Raw genomic sequence first — 16087 nt, forward strand, 5'->3', positions numbered from 1 at the left:
CGCATGAAATGCTTCGCCCGCCTACCGGCGCGGCGAGGTGCCCGGCGCACGGCAGAGACAACACCAGCCGGCGCATCGACCGGGACGCAGTGACAAGAACGTTTGGAGACAGGATGAAAGCAGCAGAAGTGAATGTCGGCGCGCTGATCGACGAAAGCCGTCTGGGCGGTTATCAGTGGTGGGTGATTGCGCTGTGCGCCATGTGTCTGGTGGTCGATGGTTTCGACGTGCAGGCCATGGGCTATGTGGCCCCGGTGGTGATTCGCGAGTGGGGTATCGCGAAGGAAACGCTCTCGCCGGTGTTTGGCGCGGGGCTGTTCGGCATGCTGGTGGGCTCGCTCACGTTCTCGGCGCTGGCTGACAAGCTGGGCCGCCGTCCGGTGCTGATCGGCGCCACCCTGTTCTTTGCCGTGTGCATGATCGTCACGGGCTTTGCCAATTCGATTACCGAGCTCGTCGTCTGGCGTTTTGCGGCGGGCCTGGGTCTGGGCTGCATCATGCCGAATGCGATGGCACTGGCGGGCGAATACAGCCCGCGCCGCATTCGCGTCTCGCTGATGATGATGGTGTCGTGCGGCTTTACGCTGGGTGGCGTGGTTGGCGGCCTGATCACGGCGGCGATCATCCCGAGTCTGGGCTGGCGCGCGGTGTTCTTCATCGGCGGCGCGATTCCGCTGGTGCTCGGCTTCCTGATGTGGGCCTCGCTGCCGGAGTCAATTCAGTTCCTGATGTTCAAGAAGAGCGACGCGGCGCGCATTCGCAAGCAATTGCAGCGCGTGGCACCGTCGGCGAACCTGCCGGCTGACGCCCGCTTCGTGCTCGACGAACAGAAGGCCAAGGGCGTGCCGTTCATCGAGTTGTTCAAGGATGGCCGCGCGCGCATGACGCTGCTGCTGTGGGTCATCAACTTCGCCAATCTGCTCGACATGTACTTCCTGTCGAACTGGCTGCCGACGGTGATTCGCGACGCCGGTTATTCGACGCAGGTGGCGGTCATGGCCGGCACGGCGTTGTGGACGGGCGGCGTGATCGGCACGTTGCTGTTGGGCCGTGTGATCGACCGCGTGGGCTTCACGAGTGTGCTGGCCGTCACGTTCCTGATCGCGATTGCGGCGACGGCAGCGATCGGCAATCCGGCGGTGATGGTGTCGATGGTGGCGGTGTTCGCGGCGATCTTCTTCGCAGGCTTCTCGATCATCGGCGGTCAGCCGGCGCTCAACGCCTTGGCCGCGACGTACTACCCGACATCGCTGCGCTCGACGGGTATCGGCTGGAGCCTCGGCGTCGGCCGCATCGGCTCGGTGCTGGGCCCGGTGCTGGGCGGTGCGCTGATGCACCTGCAATGGTCGTCGTCGTCGCTGTTCCTGGCGGCAGCCGTGCCGGCCTGCATCTCGCTCATCGGCGTGCTGGCGATTGCCCGCATGCAACGCGGCGACGGCGGCAAGATGCGCGCTGCGACGGCGAGCTAAGTCGTGATGGTTTTTCTGCCGTGTCCGTGCGCTTGAAATTGAGCGCAAGGTAACGTGGTTCAACGCCCGCCAGCGGTATCATGGCGGGCGTTGTGCTTTTTGCACGGCATCTCGAGCACGCTATCAGCACGTTATAACTAAAACGAAAAATGACACAGACGTCCGAACTCTCTCCCGCCTTGCCGACCGAGCGTGTATTGCTGGGCATTCTTGGCTTGTTCATGATGATTGCCCCGGCGTCGACAGATATGTATCTGCCGGGGCTGGTGACGATGCGCCACGAACTTGGCGCGAGTGCGGCGGCCGCGCAGCTCACGCTCTCGTATTTCTTTCTGGGGTTTGCGTTCGGGCAACTGCTCTGGGGGCCGCTGGCGGATCGCTTCGGGCGGCGCTGGCCGATGGCTGCGGGCATCGCGCTCTATATCTTCGGCAGCGTGGGCTGCGCGTTTTCCGACACCATCGATCACATGATGATGTGGCGTTTCGTGCAGGCGCTCGGCGGCTGCGCGATGCCGGTGATTGCGCAGGCGATCGTGCGCGATGTGTACGGCGCGCGAAACAGCGCCCGCGCGTTTTCGATCATGTTGCTCGTGATGAGCGTGGCACCGATTGTGGCGCCGCTGCTGGGCGGCCAGTTGCTGCGCTTTACGACGTGGCGGGTGATCTTCGGAATTCTTGCGGCGTTTGGCGTGGTGGCCATGCTGGCGTTGTGGCGTTTGCCGGAAACCGGCGCGGTGCATGCGCGCACGGTGGGCGGCCCGCGTGCCATCGTCATGTCGTATTGGCATCTGCTGCGCGACAAGCATTTCGTCGGCTACATGGTGGCGGGCGGTGCAGTGTTCGGCGCATCGTTCACGTACATCACCGGCACGCCGCTGGTGTACATGGAGTACTTCCACGTGTCGCCGCAATTCTTCGGCGTGCTGTTCGGCATCAACATCGTCGGTATGGCCTCGATGACGATGTTCAACTCGCGCCGCGTCGGGCAGATTGGCTCGTATCGTCTGATGCGGGCCGGCATCATCGGTTGCGCGGTGGTGACGTCGGTGCTGTGCGCGACGGCGTGGCTGGGCATGGCGATCCTGCCGTTGATGGTGGCGCTGTTGTTCCTGTTCATGTCGCTGCGCGGCATCATTACTGCGAATTCGGTGGCCGGGGCGATGGCGAACCACCCGACACGCGCGGGTGCGGCGGCCGCGCTGGTCGGCAGCGTGCAGTACGGTTTCGGTTTCGCTGCGGGTGCGCTGCTCGGCGTGCTCAATGACGGCTCGCCGCGACCGCTGGCCACTGTCATGTGCGCCTTCGCGTTGCTGGCATTGGTGTCGATGCTGCTGATGTTGCCGGGCAAGCGCGCGGCGGCGTGACGGTGCGTTGATCGCGACATCAAGCCGCCGCCGCTGGCGGCTTACGGCCTAGGGCTTACGGCGCGGATCGCCATAGACCTTGGTAGCACAGGTGCCGTCCACGCAATCGGGCGCGGCGCGTACCCCAAGCCACCGGGAGACGCGAAGGCGGTTGCGCGCAAACAGGCGGTAGAGCACGCGCGCCGCAGACCGCAGCGCAGGTACCCGCAACGGTGCCACCAGCCAGCCGCGTCCGGTCAGCGTGTAGGCGGCGAAGATGGCATCGATGCCGATCAGACACGCCCCCTCGGCGTCCCACGCATGCATCTGCGCATTGAGTGCGGAGAGACTCACGCCGAGTGGTGCGGGGTCGAATGCCGGCGCGGAAATATCCACGAACGCCAATCTCTCTGCCCGATCTCTGGCGCGCAGTTGTCTGATTTCCCTCACGCAGATTGGACAATTGCCGTCGAAGTACACCGTCAGTGCCGTAGCGCCCATCGCAAACCTCCGATTTCATTTGTTTCTGTCATTAACGAAATTAGGCCGTAACGACGCCGTCGTCAAGATGAAATTTCTGTCTTGACAGAAATTTCCGTAATGTCTAGATTTGAGTCCATGGAACTCACACCGATCACTGAACGATTCATTCTGCACTGGGGCGAGATGGGTTCGCGCTGGGGCGTCAACCGGACTGTGGCGCAGATTCATGCGCTGCTTTATCTGGCCGGACGGCCCGTCCCTGCGGACGAAATTACCGACACGCTTCAGGTGGCGCGCTCCAACGTGAGCACGAGTATCAAGGAGCTTCAGTCGTGGCGGCTCGTGCGCACGGTGCACGTGCTGGGCGATCGCCGGGAGCATTTCGAGACGTCGACCGACATCTGGGAGTTGTTCAAACTGATCGTGGAAGGGCGGCGCCAGCGTGAAATCGATCCCACGTTGACGATGTTGCGCGACACGCTGATGAGCCCCGAGATGTCGGCAGAAAGCCGCGAAACCGAGCAGCGCATGCGCGATACGCTGGACTTTCTCGAAACACTCACGACGTGGTCGGACGAGATGCTGCGGCTCAAGCCCGAGACACTGATGAAGACACTGGGCGTGGGCGCAAAGATCAGCCGCACGGTGCGGCGCAAGAAGTCGTAAAGCAGAGAGGCAGGTAGACCGGCGGGCGAAACATCAGAGGGTCGTCCGCATTTTTTTACTTCAATATTTCTGTTTATACAGAAATTACTGTAGGAGATGTGAAATGCAATCGATGCTTTTCTTCGCCTTGTCTTTGGTGATTCCCATGACCAGCGGGTTGTTGGTGACCCGATACCTTGGCCCGGTGCTTGGCAGAGTGCTCACGGATCTGTGCGGTACCCGCGAGCGTGCTGATTTCTGGGTGCGAATCTGTATGGTGTTGCTGGTGGCGTTGCCGCTCTTTCTGGTGCTGCTGGTCTCGCCGGGCAGGGTCTGTCGACTGGATGCCGTTGAGTGCGCGGTCAACCTGATACGCGGCGCAAGCTTTTTCACGGTGATCGGTTTGTTGGTGGGCGTCTGGATCATTGCCTCGATGGTGCGCCGCTACTTGCCGAAGCCGGGCGCCAAGGCGCAAACGGAGAGTCTGGCGCCCGCCCCGGTCCCGGCGTTGACCTCGGGCCCGGCCCCCTCCCCAGTTCCAGTGCCGATGTCGCAGCGCGCCCAGCAATAAACTGCTGGGCGTGCCCGAGACCTGCGCCGTCTCTATTACAGCGCCAGCACCAGCTTCTTCCCGCAGGCGCGCGAGCAGCACGACATCATCTTCGTGTTCGCATCGCGCTCTGCGCGGGTGAGCACCACGTCGCGGTGGTCGACATCACCCTCAAGCACCTGCACTTCGCACGAACCGCACAAGCCTTCTTCGCAGTCGCTCTGCACGTCGATGTTGGCGGCACGCAGTGCAGTCAGCAGCGTCTGATCGGCCGGCACCATCACCGTAATACCCGAATCCTTCAGCGTGACTTCGAACGCGTGTTCCTTCTCCGGATCGAGCGTGCCCAGTTGCGACTGGAAGTGTTCGACGCGCAGGGTGTCTTCCGGCCAATGCGCGCAGCACTCGGCCAGACCGTCGAGCATGCGCACCGGGCCACAGGCATAGACCTGCGTGTCGGCGCGCGGTGCCGCAAGCAAATTCGCGTAATCGGCGCGCTGGCCTTCGTCCTTGACCCACAGATGCAGACGTTCGCCGTGCTGAGCCTGAAGCTCGTCGATGAGCGCCATGGTGCGGCGGCTGCGGCCGCTGTAGTGAATCTCGTAATCGATGCCCAGCGCTTTCGCACGACGCGCCATCGCAGCGATCGGCGTCACACCGATGCCCCCGGCGACAAAGATGGCGCGCGGCGTCGTTTCATCCAGACGGAAGTGATTGCGCGGACCGCGAAGGCGCAGGCGGTCGCCGGTTTGCAACCGGGTGTGCACCCAGTTCGAACCGCCCCGGCCTTCCGGCTCGTGCAGCACGGCGATCTCGAACGCACCCGCGTCTGCCGGGTCGCCACACAGCGAGTATTGACGCGACAAGCCCGTGTCGCCGCACTCGATATCGATGTGCGACCCCGGGGCCCAGCGTGGCATGGCACGCCCATCGGGTGCGACCAGACGCAGCTTCACGATGCCTTCGGCAACGGGCGTCACGGACTCGACCACGACCGGACGCGTCACGCTATGACCCGACGGCTCGCCAATGCGCACCGGCGAGTGGTTCGTCAGCACCGACGGGTCGGTGCGTTCCGGGTTCATCGCCGGATTCCACTCGACCCACACGTGCTCGGGGCCACGGAACGATGTGTTCGGCACATACGAGAACTGCTGTTCAGAGAGCTTCATATGCGGCAGACGGCGCGTGAACTCTTCGAGGAAGATCTGCATTTCCATACGCGCAAGGTTCTTGCCCATGCACTGGTGCGAACCGTAGCCGAAGGTGAGCTGATCGCTCGCGTTCTCGCGGCGAATGTCGAACAAGTCGGCGTCGGCGAAGTGGCCTTCGTCGTGATTGGCCGACGACGTGACGATAAGCAGCTTCGAACCCGCCGCGATGTCGATGCCGCCGATGGTGACGTCCTTCGTGGCAAGCCGTCGCCACGCGGCCACGGAGCCGTTGTGGCGCAGGCATTCTTCCACCGCATTGGGAATCAGCGACGGGTCTTCGCAGATTTCGCGCCAGACGTCCGGATGCTGCAACAGCAGCTTCATCGCGTTGGCGGTGGCGTTGGCCGTGGTCTCGTGCGCGGCGACGATGCCCGCCATCATCATGGAGTGCAAGTAAGAGTCGGTGACGACTTCGGGGTAATCCTTCTGCTTGCGAATTCCGTATTGCATCCAGCCCGGGCCGTCCGGCTGCTGGCGCATCTTGTCGAGAATCTTGCCCGCCAGTTGCCAGAAATTACCGACGGCGTGTGCGACGGCCACCTGTTCTTCGGGCTTCGGACGTCCCCACGTGTTGACGGTGTGCGCGATGGAATACTCGCGCAGCTTGTCCATGTCTTCTTCGGGCACGCCGAGAAAGTGCAGGGCGACGGTCAGCGGCACTTCCCACAGCATCTGGTCGACGAGGTCGGCACGGCCATCGTCGATGAAGCGGTCGACATACTCGCGGGCCAGTTGGCGCACGAGCGGTTCGTGATGCTTGAGATGCTCCGGCGTGAACGGCTCCATCAGCACGCGACGGCGCGGCATGTGCGCGGGCTCGTCTTCATTCACGAGGGTGCGGTTGAGCGCGAAGCCGTACGACGCGAGCACGGCGTTGGCTTCGGGGCCGGTCGGCGTGATCTTCTCAAGCGCAATCGACGGGCTGAAGGTCAGGTTGTCGCGGAAGATGGCCTTGATGTCGTCGTAGCGCGTGACCACCCAGTAGCCGAGCTTGGGGCTGTAGAACACCGGCTCCTGATCGCGCGCCCAGCGCACGTACTCGGGCGGGTCTTGCTGATAGCCGTCTTCGAACGGATCGAACTCGGCGGCGCGGGCACTGATGGGGCAGCCGTTCGGCGCGACGGTGGCAGCAGGCGAGGCCGCCGGTGCCTGATGGAACGGGCAGCCAGCGGCGCGCGCGGCTTCGGCTGCGTTAGCTTCATTAGCTTCGGTATTGGGGGAAGTGCTTTGGTTCATCCGGTCACGCTCTCTGGGTCCGGTGCGGCGTCGCCAACTTACGGCCTGCGACGTCACACGCAATCAAACAAGTGTAGAGGAGCGTCGCCGGTTCGGCCCAGCGCATGACACATGACACACGGCTCAGCCATCATCGTCATCGCGGTTACCTACGGCACGCGCGCAAGGCGGGGACGTCTCCTCAGCTCGATGCGATACGTTCTCTTACGTCACCTTTTCGTCGGCAGACGGACGTTCGCATTCTGTAAATCTCTTAAGCGTAAATATAATACGCATTGCGTAAATAAGTAGACTGGGGTTAACCTCTACGTCTCATGACGTCGGACGACGCGGCATTGCGTCATAAAATCTCGCCGATGACAACAAACAAACGACCCACCGCCGGCCGACCGCGTAGCGCGGCCACGCTTTCCGCTGCTTCCGGTGCTGCGGGCGCCGACAGCGATGCTCCGCGCGAGCGCGGCCGGCGCCAGCGCGTGCAATCCGCCGAGACCGGCATGGTGGTGCTCAAGGGCCTCGCCAGACTGGGCGGACGCGCGAGCCTCACGGTGCTGGCGCAGTACGTCCAGCAAAGTCCGGCGAAGGTGCACCGGTATCTGATGAGTCTGGTGGAAGAGGGGCTCGTCGCGCAGGACACGGATTCTCAGCATTACCATCTGGGCCTCGAAGCGATGCTGATCGGTGTGGCCGCGATGCGGCAGGCCGATCCGGTGCGTGCCGCAGAGCCCGCACTAGTCCGGCTGCGCGAGTCGTTCGAAGTCACGTGCTTCATCGCAGTGATGGGGAATAAAGGCCCGACGATCGTGCGCTTCGAAGAACCCGGGCTGCCGGTGACGATCAACGTGCGCATCGGCTCGGTGATGTCGGTCCTCTGGTCAGCCGCCGGCCGCGTGTTCCTCGGTCTGCTGGACGATCCCCAAGTGCTGGCGATGGCCGAGGCCGAACTCGCCAACGCGACGCCGGAACATCGCGCCCAACTCGATCCGGTTGATCCGATCGGCACGCTTCGCCAATCGGTGCGTACGGCGCAAGGGGCCAGTGTTCGCGATACGAACCTGACCGGTATCAGCGCGCTGGCTGCGCCCGTGTTCAATTACGACGGCCGCCTCGTGGGCGTGATCACGGCACTGGGCGCCACCGGCGGCTTCGACCCACGCCTCGATAGCCCCATCGGGGAAGCGGTTCGCCGCGAAGCACTCGCCGCCAGTCACGCGCTCGGCTACCGGCCACCGCTGCCTGCCAGCGCCTGATCGCCAGCGTTTAAGCGTCCCGGGGGTATCGTCCCCTCGGCGCTGTCGCCCCAGTTCCCGCCATCCCAGCACCGCATGCCCCATCGGGGCATGACGTCTATCTAGGGCGTTTCCTATTGTTTTTGAGGGTTTTGTGACCTGCATCGCGTGGACGCACGTGCTATCATTTGGTAATGATTCTCATTAACAATTATCGGAATCAACCTAATGAATGGCCGACGATGACATGAAGCCGCGCTGGCCGTCATCGGAGACCTCGCCCGTGGAGGTCGCAAATGCTCATGTTGAAACGTACTGTCGATCTCACGCCTCGCGTGTTGTCGATTCCATCTCCCGCGTTGACCTACGTGCCGCTTGGTCAGTTCGGGCAAGGCGCGCGCAAGGTGTCCGGTGGCGCCCGCCACCGGGCGCTTGCCAGTAGCGACGCAATCGACGGGGAAGTCGGCCCCGCCAATAGGCAATCGCCGCAATGTGAAGGCGACGAACTCTGGCTCTGGCGGTTTTTACTGGCCGGCCGCCCGTTCGGTGCCACCGGGGCCGCCGTTGGCGGGCCGGACGACGGCGCGACTTGGCTCTCGCCCGCCGAGCATGCGCTGGCCCGCCGTCTGCCGCGTACCCAAATGCGCCACCGCTTCATGTCGGAACGTATCGCGCTGCGCTGGATCTTCGGCCGCTGGTTTCGCTGCACGCCCGCCGCTGCCCCCGTCCCCGCGGCGACGCCCGGGGTTTCCTCCTTCGAATGTGACAGCCCGCACGGCAAGGTGTGGATCGACATGGCGCATGCTGGCCTCTGGCTGTTTGTCGCCCTTGGTCACGGGCCGCTGGCTCTCGCCGCGCATGCGCCCGTCGGCGCGGTCGCGGAGATCGCCGACGACAGCGAGGTGCTGGCTGCGCAAGACCCCTTCGCCGTGGCGCGCGACGCTGCCCACCGACTGTGTCTGGCGCGACTGGCAGGCGAGGGTGAATCGCTCGCATCAGGCGCCAACGTGCCGCTGCTTGCGCACCCCTACGTGAGCGTGCCCTACGCGGGGCGCACGCGCTATCTCTATGATATTTCCGTCGGCTCGCGCCTGACGGTGGTGGCCGCACGCGACACGATCGTGCATCGCATGCGTGGCTTTGGTTGGCAGAACTGAGCGATAGCCGACGGCTTCACCTCTTGACGGTGAGTGTGGCGGGTGAGTCTGGCGGGTATGACAGGCGTGGTGAAACGTGATGGCGGTAGCGGGGGCGAGGGCGGCATCGGCAGCCCGCGGGAATTTGCGCTATTCTGCCCCGTTGTTGTGCCATCCCGTCATCGACTTCCTGGAGAAGAAGCTCATGCGTCGTCGCTATCGTCATACGCTCGCTGCTGTCCTAACGGTTCTTTCCCTGCCGCTGATTCCGCTGGCAGCTCACGCAAAAGCGCTCACGGTCTGTACTGAAGCCAGCCCTGAAGGCTTCGACGTGGTGCGATACAACTCGCTCACCACGACCAACGCGTCGGCCGATACGGTGTTCAACCGTCTCGTCGAATTCGACGCCGCACAGGCCAAGGTGGTGCCGAGTCTCGCAACGAAGTGGGAAGTGAGCCCTGATGGCCTCACCTACACGTTCACGCTGCGCCCGAACGTCGCATTCCATAGCAACGCGGACTTCAAGCCGACGCGTGCGCTCAACGCCGACGACGTGGTGTTCACGTTCGACCGCATGCTCAACCCGGACGCGCCGTGGCACAAGCTCACGCCGTCGGGTTTCCCGCACGCACAATCGCTGTCGCTGCCCAAGCTCATCAAGTCGGTGCAGAAGGTCGATGCCGACACGGTGCGCTTCACGCTGTCGGAACCCGACGCCACGTTCCTGTCGATGCTGTCGATGGGCTTCGCTTCGATCTATTCGGCCGAATACGCCGACAAGCTGGTCGCGACCAACAAGACGGATGACCTGAATGCCCGCCCGATCGGCACGGGACCGTTCGTTTTCCGCAGCTATCAGAAAGACGCCATCGTGCGCTTCGATGCCAACAAGGCGTACTTCGCGGGCAAGCCGGCTTCCGACCAGTTGATCTACACCATCGTGCCGGACGCCGCCGTGCGTGCGCAGAAGGTGAAGGTCGGCGAGTGCCAGATTGCCCTCTCGCCGAAGCCGCTCGATGTGCAGGCGGCTCGCAGCGACAAGGCGCTGAAAGTGGTGGAAACGCCGGCGTTCATGACGGCCTTCGTCGCGATCAATACGCAGCACAAGCCGCTCGATGACAAGCGCGTGCGTCAGGCATTGAACATGGCGTTCGACAAGCCGAGCTACGTGAAGCAGGTCTTCGAAGGCACGGCGACCCCGGCGGTGAATGTCTATCCGCCGAATACGTGGAGCTATGCGAAGAACGTCGCCGACTATCCGCACAGTATCGAGAAGGCGAAGAAGCTGCTTGCCGATGCCGGCTTCCCGAACGGCTTCGATACGACGATCTGGACGCGTCCCAGCGGCAGTCTGCTCAACCCGAATCCGAAGGTGGGCGCAGAGATGTTGCAGGCCGATCTGGCGAAGATTGGGGTACGCGCCCAGATTCGCACGGTGGAGTGGGGTGAGTTGATTCGTCGCGGCAAGGCGGGTGAGCACGACCTGCTGTTCATGGGCTGGTCGGGCGACAACGGCGACCCGGACAACTTCCTGACGCCGCAATTCAGCTGCGCCGCAGTGACGTCGGGCACGAACTTCGCACGCTTTTGCGACAGCAATCTGGACAAGCTGATTGCGGACGGCAAGCGCACGCACGACATCGCCGCCCGTACGGTCAAGTATCAGGCGGCACAGAAGGTGATCAAGGACGATGCGCTGTGGATTCCGCTGGCCCATCCGAACGCGGCAGTGATCACGCGCGCCGGGGTGACGGGCTATCAGGTCAGCCCGTTCGGCCGTCAATACTTCGCCAACGTGGAAGCGAAGTAAGCAGCTAAAGCCGCAGCGCTACGCCGGTAGCACTGCGCAGTAGTACCGAACCGCCGCGCTGATTCGAAGTCATCCGAATCAGCGCGGCGGTTCTTTTTTCGTCAATTGCCGCGTTGGCTTTTCGCTTGATTCTCCGCTTCACTCTCTTCCTCTGCGATTCGGAAAATCTGCGAGAGATCGGCATCGGCCATGCCGCGATCGGCGGCATCTTGCAGCAGACGGCGAACTTCGGGAATCACCCGTTGCACGGTCGCACTCGTGTCGGCCAGTTCGGCAATCGCATCCAAGTCTTTGAGTATGACCCGGACCGTGCCGGTCGCGTGATCGGGCGGCGTGACCATGCGCGGCCAGAGCGTTTGCATCAACACCGAGTCGGCCCAGCCGCCGAACAGGGCTGACGGCACTGCGCCCGTATCGATACCGTTGCGCTTGGCGAGCACGAACGCTTCAGCGAGCCCGGCCAGCGTGGTGGCAACGATGGCCTGATTGGCGAGCTTGGTGGTTTGCCCGGCACCCACGTCGCCCATGCGCGTCACTCGTGCCGAGAACGCCCGCAACGTCGGCGTCACGGCGTCCACGGCATCTGCCGCACCACCGGCCATCACCGCCAATGTGCCGGCTTCTGCACCCCCGGTGCCGCCAGAGACCGGGGCATCGATCCAGACGTTGCCCGTCGCTTCTGTCCAGCGTGCCGCCAATGAGCGCGTGAGCGCCGGTGACAGCGTGGAGTGATCGACGAGATAACGCGGGGGCTTGGCTGCGTGCACGAGCCCGTGCTCGCCAAACACCACGTCTTCCACCGCCTTGCCGTCGCCCAGACACAGCAGGGCAATGTCGACCTGCTCGCCGAGCGTCTGCGGGCTATCGCAGGCGCGCGCTCCCGCCGTGGTCAGTGCGGTCAGCTTGGCGGCGGACCGGTTCCAGATGGCGACGTCGTGCCCGGCGGCCAGCAGCCGTTGCACCATCGGCTCGCCCATGCGGCCGATGCCGCAGAACCCGACTCGTAGGGGATGCTTCGATTCCATGCGTTATTCCTTGGCGGTGGTTGGCGTCTCCCCGATCGACGCTTCGTAGGGCCATTCGACCGCACCCGAGTGCGTGACGGCACCGAGCTTGGCCGGACGCACCAGCGCTTCGTACTTCTCGAGCACACCGCCGAGGCGGCCGCGCACGAATGGCTTGGTGCTGGCCGCGCGGGCGGCTAGTTCGTCGTCGGAGAGTTCGACGTCGAGCTTACCCTTGATCGCGTCGATATGGATGCGGTCGCCATCGCGCAGCAGACGAATCGGCCCGCCAGCGGCCGCCTCGGGGCCGACATAGCCGATGCACATGCCTCGCGTCGCCCCCGAGAACCGGCCGTCGGTGAGCAACGCCACCTTCTCGCCCATGCCTTGCCCGTAGATGGCCGCCGTCACGCTAAGCATCTCGCGCATGCCGGGGCCGCCCTTCGGCCCTTCGTTGCGAATCACCAGCACGTCCCCTTCGCGATAGGTGCCTGCCGCGACCACCGCCATGCAGTCTTCTTCCGTTTCGAAAACGCGCGCCGTGCCCGAGAACACCAACTGCTTGAGCCCGGCGGTCTTGAGTGCGGCGCCGTCCGGCGCGAGATTGCCGCGCAGCACGACCAGCCCCGCATTGGGTGACAGCGGTTCCGTGTGCGGTTTCACCACGCGCCCATCGGGGCCAGGGAAAGCGCGCAGTGCGGCTTCGAGCGTTTCGCCGCTTTGCGTGAGCGTGTCGCCGTGAATGTGACCACCGGCCAGCAGCGCGTTCAGCACGGCCGGCACACCGCCCACATGATGCAGATCAACGGCCAGATAGCGCCCGCCCGGCTGCATGTCGCCGATGAGGGGCGTGCGCGCCAGCACTTCGGAGACGTCGTCGAGCGTGAATGAAATGCCGGCCTCGTGTGCGATGGCGGGGATATGCAGCATCGCGTTGGTCGAGCCACCGGTGGCGGCCACGGCAGCGCAGGCGTTTTCGAGGCTCTTGCGCGTGACCAGATCGCGCGGCAGCGGCCCGCCATTGCGCAGTGCGCGCATCACGTTTTCACCCGCGCGGCGGGCGATGGCGATGCGCTCGCTGTACACGGCTGGCACCATCGCCGAGCCCAGCGGCGCAAGTCCCAGTACTTCCGCAACCATCGCCATGGTGTTCGCGGTGAACTGTCCCGGACACGACCCGGCAGTCGGCGTGCAGCGCTTTTCGATGCCACGCAGGGTATCGAGCGACATATCGCCACGCTGCGCCGCGCCCACGGCTTCGATGGCGGTGAGAATGGTGGCCTGCGTACCATCCGGTGCGACGCCCGGCAGCATGGCGCCGCCAAAGAGAAAGACGCCGGGCACGTTCACTCGCACCATGCCCATCAAAATGCCGGGCAGCGTCTTGTCGCAGCCGGCCACGCCCACGAGCGCGTCGTAGCAGTGCGCGCGCACGAACAATTCCACGCTGTCGGCAATGGTTTCGCGCGAGACCAGCGAGAAGCGCATGCCGGAATGGTTCATCGACGTGCCGTCGGAGACCGAGATCGCGGACCCGCGAATCGGTACACCGCCACCCGCCGCGACGCCGAGCCGAACGTTGTCGGAGATCTGGCCGAGCGACATGGAGCAGGGCGTGTTCTCGCCGAAGGTGTCGACAATGGCGACAAACGGTTTGTCGATGGCCTCGTCGTCAAGACCGGTGGCGCGCAGGAAAGCGCGGTGCGGTGTGCGCGTAATGCCTTCGGTGACCGTGCGCGAACGGTGTTTGTGCAGATCAGTCATGGGGAGTCCTGTTGTTCTGTGGGGGCTGGGGCGCCGTCGTGCTCGGGCTCAGGTATTGAGCAGCAGGCCGTTTTCGATCGCCAGCACCTGCCCGGTCATGGCCGGCGCATGGGCGGCGAGGAACCACGCCAATTCGGCGATTTCCGCCGGTTGCGATACCCGCTTGAGCGGCGCGTTCTCGCGCATGCCGTCGACCACGCGCCCGTAGGCTTCGTCGCCCAGCACGCGGCGCAGCAGACCGTCGTCGACCATGCCGGGGGCAATGGCATTCACGCGGACTTGCGGGGCGAGATTGCGTGCCAGCGATAACGTCAGCGAATTGACCGCACCTTTGGACGCCGCATAGGCAATCGACGACCCCGTGCCATTGAGCGACGCCAGCGACGAAATGTTGATGACGGCGCTCGACCGGCCCGCCGCAGCGCTCTCGCGCAGCAACGGCGTGGCGGCGCGCGTCATCTGGAACATGCCGATGAGATTCACGCGATAAATCCGCTCGAACTCGTCGGCATCGATGGCTTCGAGATCGCTGTGGGCAATCACGCGCGTGGTGCCTGCGCTGTTGACGAGCGCATCGAGACGGCCCCACTGCTCGGCGACACGCGCCACCATGCGGCGGCAGGCGCTGTCGTCGGCCACATCGGCATCGACGACGAGCGCCTGCGCGCCGGCGTCGCGGCATTGCGCGGCCACGGTCTCGGCGGCGTCTCGCGTGCTGTCGTCGAAATTGTTGATGGCCACGGCCCAGCCGTCACGGGCAAAGCGCAACGCGGTGGCGGCACCGATGCCGGTGGCGGCACCGGTGACGAGACAAACGGGAAAACTCATGCGTGACTCCGTTGCGGCTTGAGCGTCATCACGAGGATGGCGCCTGCCACCAACGCGCACGCCAGCACGATCATGCCCGGCAGCAACTGGCCGGTACTGTCTTTGAGAAAACCGATGACATACGGGCTGACGAAGCCCGCGAGATTGCCGGTCGAGTTGATCAGGGCGATGGCGGCGGCAGCGCCTGCGCCACCCATCATCGCCGTGGGAATGCCCCAGAACACCGGCGCGATGGAGTTGATGCCGATGGCGGCCACGACGAGTGCCGCCATCGACCACCAGAGATGTTGTGCCAGCAGCACCGACGCGAGCATGCCCGCCGCGCCAAGCAGGCAGCAAATGGCGACGTGAAGGCGGCGCTCGTTGCGGCGGTCCGCATGACGTGCGACCAGAATCATCGCGACCGCGCTGATCAACGAAGGCACTGCCGAGAGCAGCCCGATATTGCCGAGATTGGCGACGCCCGCCGCGCGAATCATCGTCGGCAGCCAGAACACCAGCCCGTAGTTGCCCATGGCGATGCAGAAGTACAGCAGGCCGAGCATCCACACTTTGCCGCTGCCGAAGACTTGCCGCACGCTGTGATGCGCGCGCGTGCGGTCATCGGCGGCGAGGTCGGCGGCGAGCAGACGCTTCTCGTCGTCGGAGAGCCACTTCACGGTTTCGATGCGGTCTTGCAGCACGAAGAACGCCGCGATGCCGACCACGAGCGAGGCGAGCCCTTCGATCAGAAACAGCCACTGCCAGCCGGCCAGCTCGTGCACGCCGCCGAAGTGCTGCATGATCCACCCCGACAGCGGGCCGCCGATGGCACCCGACACGGGAATCGCCACCATGAACAGCGCGATGATCTGCGAGCGCTTGCTCGACGGGAACCACTTCGACAGATACAGCACGATGCCGGGGAAGAAGCCGGCTTCGGCCACGCCGAGCAGGAAGCGCAGCACGTAGAACGACACCGGCCCCTGCGTGAACATGGTCAGGCACGAGATGATCGACCACGTGACCATGATGCGGGCGATCCACATACGCGCGCCCACACGATGCAGGATCAGATTGCTGGGCACTTCAAAAATGAAATACCCGAGGAAGAACACACCGGCGCCCGCGCCATAGACCGTCTCGGACAGCGACAGGTCGGCGAGCATTTCCAGCTTGGCGAAGCTCACGTTCACGCGGTCGATGTAGGCGACGATGAAGGCGAGAAAGAGGAACGGGATGATGTGCCAGGTCAGCTTGCGATACAACGCATCGCGTTGCACCGGGTCGACGGCTGCGCTTGCGCCGCCGCTCAGGGACGTGCTCATGGGTGTTGTCTCCGTGGACGCGTGCCGTAGGGCACGTCGAGTTATCTGGCAGCGTGGCGCTCGCGCATC

At 64.2% G+C, this 16087-nt stretch carries 13 protein-coding genes; 7 read left to right on the forward strand and 6 right to left on the reverse strand.

The window, feature by feature from the left end; genetic code table 11:
* Nucleotides 1-113 precede the first annotated feature (113 nt).
* Both CDV44_RS04860 and CDV44_RS04865 read left to right on the forward strand, forming a co-directional pair.
* On the forward strand, nucleotides 114-1469 hold the full coding sequence (locus CDV44_RS04860) for an MFS transporter (RefSeq protein ID WP_087686907.1): 1356 nt from the start codon (nucleotides 114-116) through the stop codon (nucleotides 1467-1469).
* Nucleotides 1470-1618: 149 nt separating this feature from the next.
* A complete protein-coding gene (locus CDV44_RS04865; RefSeq protein WP_087686908.1) occupies nucleotides 1619-2833 on the forward strand; it encodes a multidrug effflux MFS transporter in 1215 nt (404 codons plus the stop codon).
* 48 nt (nucleotides 2834-2881) lie between these two features.
* Here the strand turns inward: CDV44_RS04865 and CDV44_RS04870 are convergent, their stop codons facing one another.
* Nucleotides 2882-3313: a thiol-disulfide oxidoreductase DCC family protein gene (locus CDV44_RS04870; protein WP_087686909.1), complete on the reverse strand. Its 432-nt coding sequence runs from the start codon at nucleotides 3311-3313 to the stop codon at nucleotides 2882-2884.
* A 117-nt stretch (nucleotides 3314-3430) separates the two neighbouring features.
* Between CDV44_RS04870 and CDV44_RS04875 the strand changes: the two genes are divergently transcribed.
* Together CDV44_RS04875 and CDV44_RS04880 are read left to right on the forward strand one after the other, a co-directional pair.
* Nucleotides 3431-3961: a GbsR/MarR family transcriptional regulator gene (locus CDV44_RS04875; RefSeq protein WP_058378005.1), complete on the forward strand. Its 531-nt coding sequence runs from the start codon at nucleotides 3431-3433 to the stop codon at nucleotides 3959-3961.
* 103 nt (nucleotides 3962-4064) lie between these two features.
* Nucleotides 4065-4511 carry a hypothetical protein gene (locus CDV44_RS04880; RefSeq protein WP_087686910.1) on the forward strand — a complete coding sequence of 149 codons (447 nt, stop codon included), beginning with the start codon at nucleotides 4065-4067 and terminating at the stop codon, nucleotides 4509-4511.
* 35 nt (nucleotides 4512-4546) lie between these two features.
* On the opposite strand, the gene CDV44_RS04885 is transcribed toward CDV44_RS04880, so the two are convergent.
* Nucleotides 4547-6940, reverse strand: a complete 2394-nt coding sequence (locus CDV44_RS04885; protein ID WP_087686911.1) for a cytochrome P450/oxidoreductase — start codon at nucleotides 6938-6940, stop codon at nucleotides 4547-4549.
* A gap of 497 nt (nucleotides 6941-7437) precedes the next feature.
* Here CDV44_RS04885 and CDV44_RS04890 point away from each other — a divergent pair, with 497 nt between their 5' ends.
* The 3 genes from CDV44_RS04890 to CDV44_RS04900 all read left to right on the forward strand — a co-directional run bounded on the left by CDV44_RS04890 (nucleotide 7438) and on the right by CDV44_RS04900 (nucleotide 11115).
* Entirely contained in the window at nucleotides 7438-8190 is a 753-nt protein-coding gene (locus CDV44_RS04890; protein ID WP_371328733.1) for an IclR family transcriptional regulator, read from the forward strand.
* A gap of 281 nt (nucleotides 8191-8471) precedes the next feature.
* On the forward strand, nucleotides 8472-9326 hold the full coding sequence (locus CDV44_RS04895) for a hypothetical protein (RefSeq protein ID WP_141118676.1): 855 nt from the start codon (nucleotides 8472-8474) through the stop codon (nucleotides 9324-9326).
* A gap of 184 nt (nucleotides 9327-9510) precedes the next feature.
* On the forward strand, nucleotides 9511-11115 hold the full coding sequence (locus CDV44_RS04900) for an ABC transporter substrate-binding protein (protein ID WP_058378009.1): 1605 nt from the start codon (nucleotides 9511-9513) through the stop codon (nucleotides 11113-11115).
* Nucleotides 11116-11216: 101 nt separating this feature from the next.
* Here CDV44_RS04900 and CDV44_RS04905 read toward each other — a convergent pair whose 3' ends face one another.
* From CDV44_RS04905 to CDV44_RS04920, 4 genes are read right to left on the reverse strand one after another with little or no spacing between them, the layout of a single operon-like run.
* Nucleotides 11217-12140: an NAD(P)-dependent oxidoreductase gene (locus CDV44_RS04905; protein WP_087686913.1), complete on the reverse strand. Its 924-nt coding sequence runs from the start codon at nucleotides 12138-12140 to the stop codon at nucleotides 11217-11219.
* A gap of 3 nt (nucleotides 12141-12143) precedes the next feature.
* Nucleotides 12144-13883 (reverse strand): dihydroxy-acid dehydratase, encoded by a 1740-nt coding sequence (gene ilvD / locus CDV44_RS04910; protein ID WP_087686914.1) that lies wholly within the window; start codon nucleotides 13881-13883, stop codon nucleotides 12144-12146.
* Between the two features lie 48 nt (nucleotides 13884-13931).
* Nucleotides 13932-14711, reverse strand: a complete 780-nt coding sequence (locus CDV44_RS04915; RefSeq protein ID WP_087686915.1) for an SDR family NAD(P)-dependent oxidoreductase — start codon at nucleotides 14709-14711, stop codon at nucleotides 13932-13934.
* The gene (locus CDV44_RS04920) at nucleotides 14708-16018 is read right to left on the reverse strand and encodes an MFS transporter (RefSeq protein ID WP_087686916.1); all 1311 of its coding nucleotides are present in this window, start codon (nucleotides 16016-16018) and stop codon (nucleotides 14708-14710) included. The genes CDV44_RS04915 and CDV44_RS04920 overlap by 4 nt, the downstream gene beginning before the upstream one ends.
* Between the last annotated feature and the right edge of the window lie 69 nt (nucleotides 16019-16087).

The organism is Pandoraea sp. PE-S2R-1, from assembly GCF_002179865.1.
Taxonomy (GTDB): Bacteria; Pseudomonadota; Gammaproteobacteria; order Burkholderiales; family Burkholderiaceae; genus Pandoraea.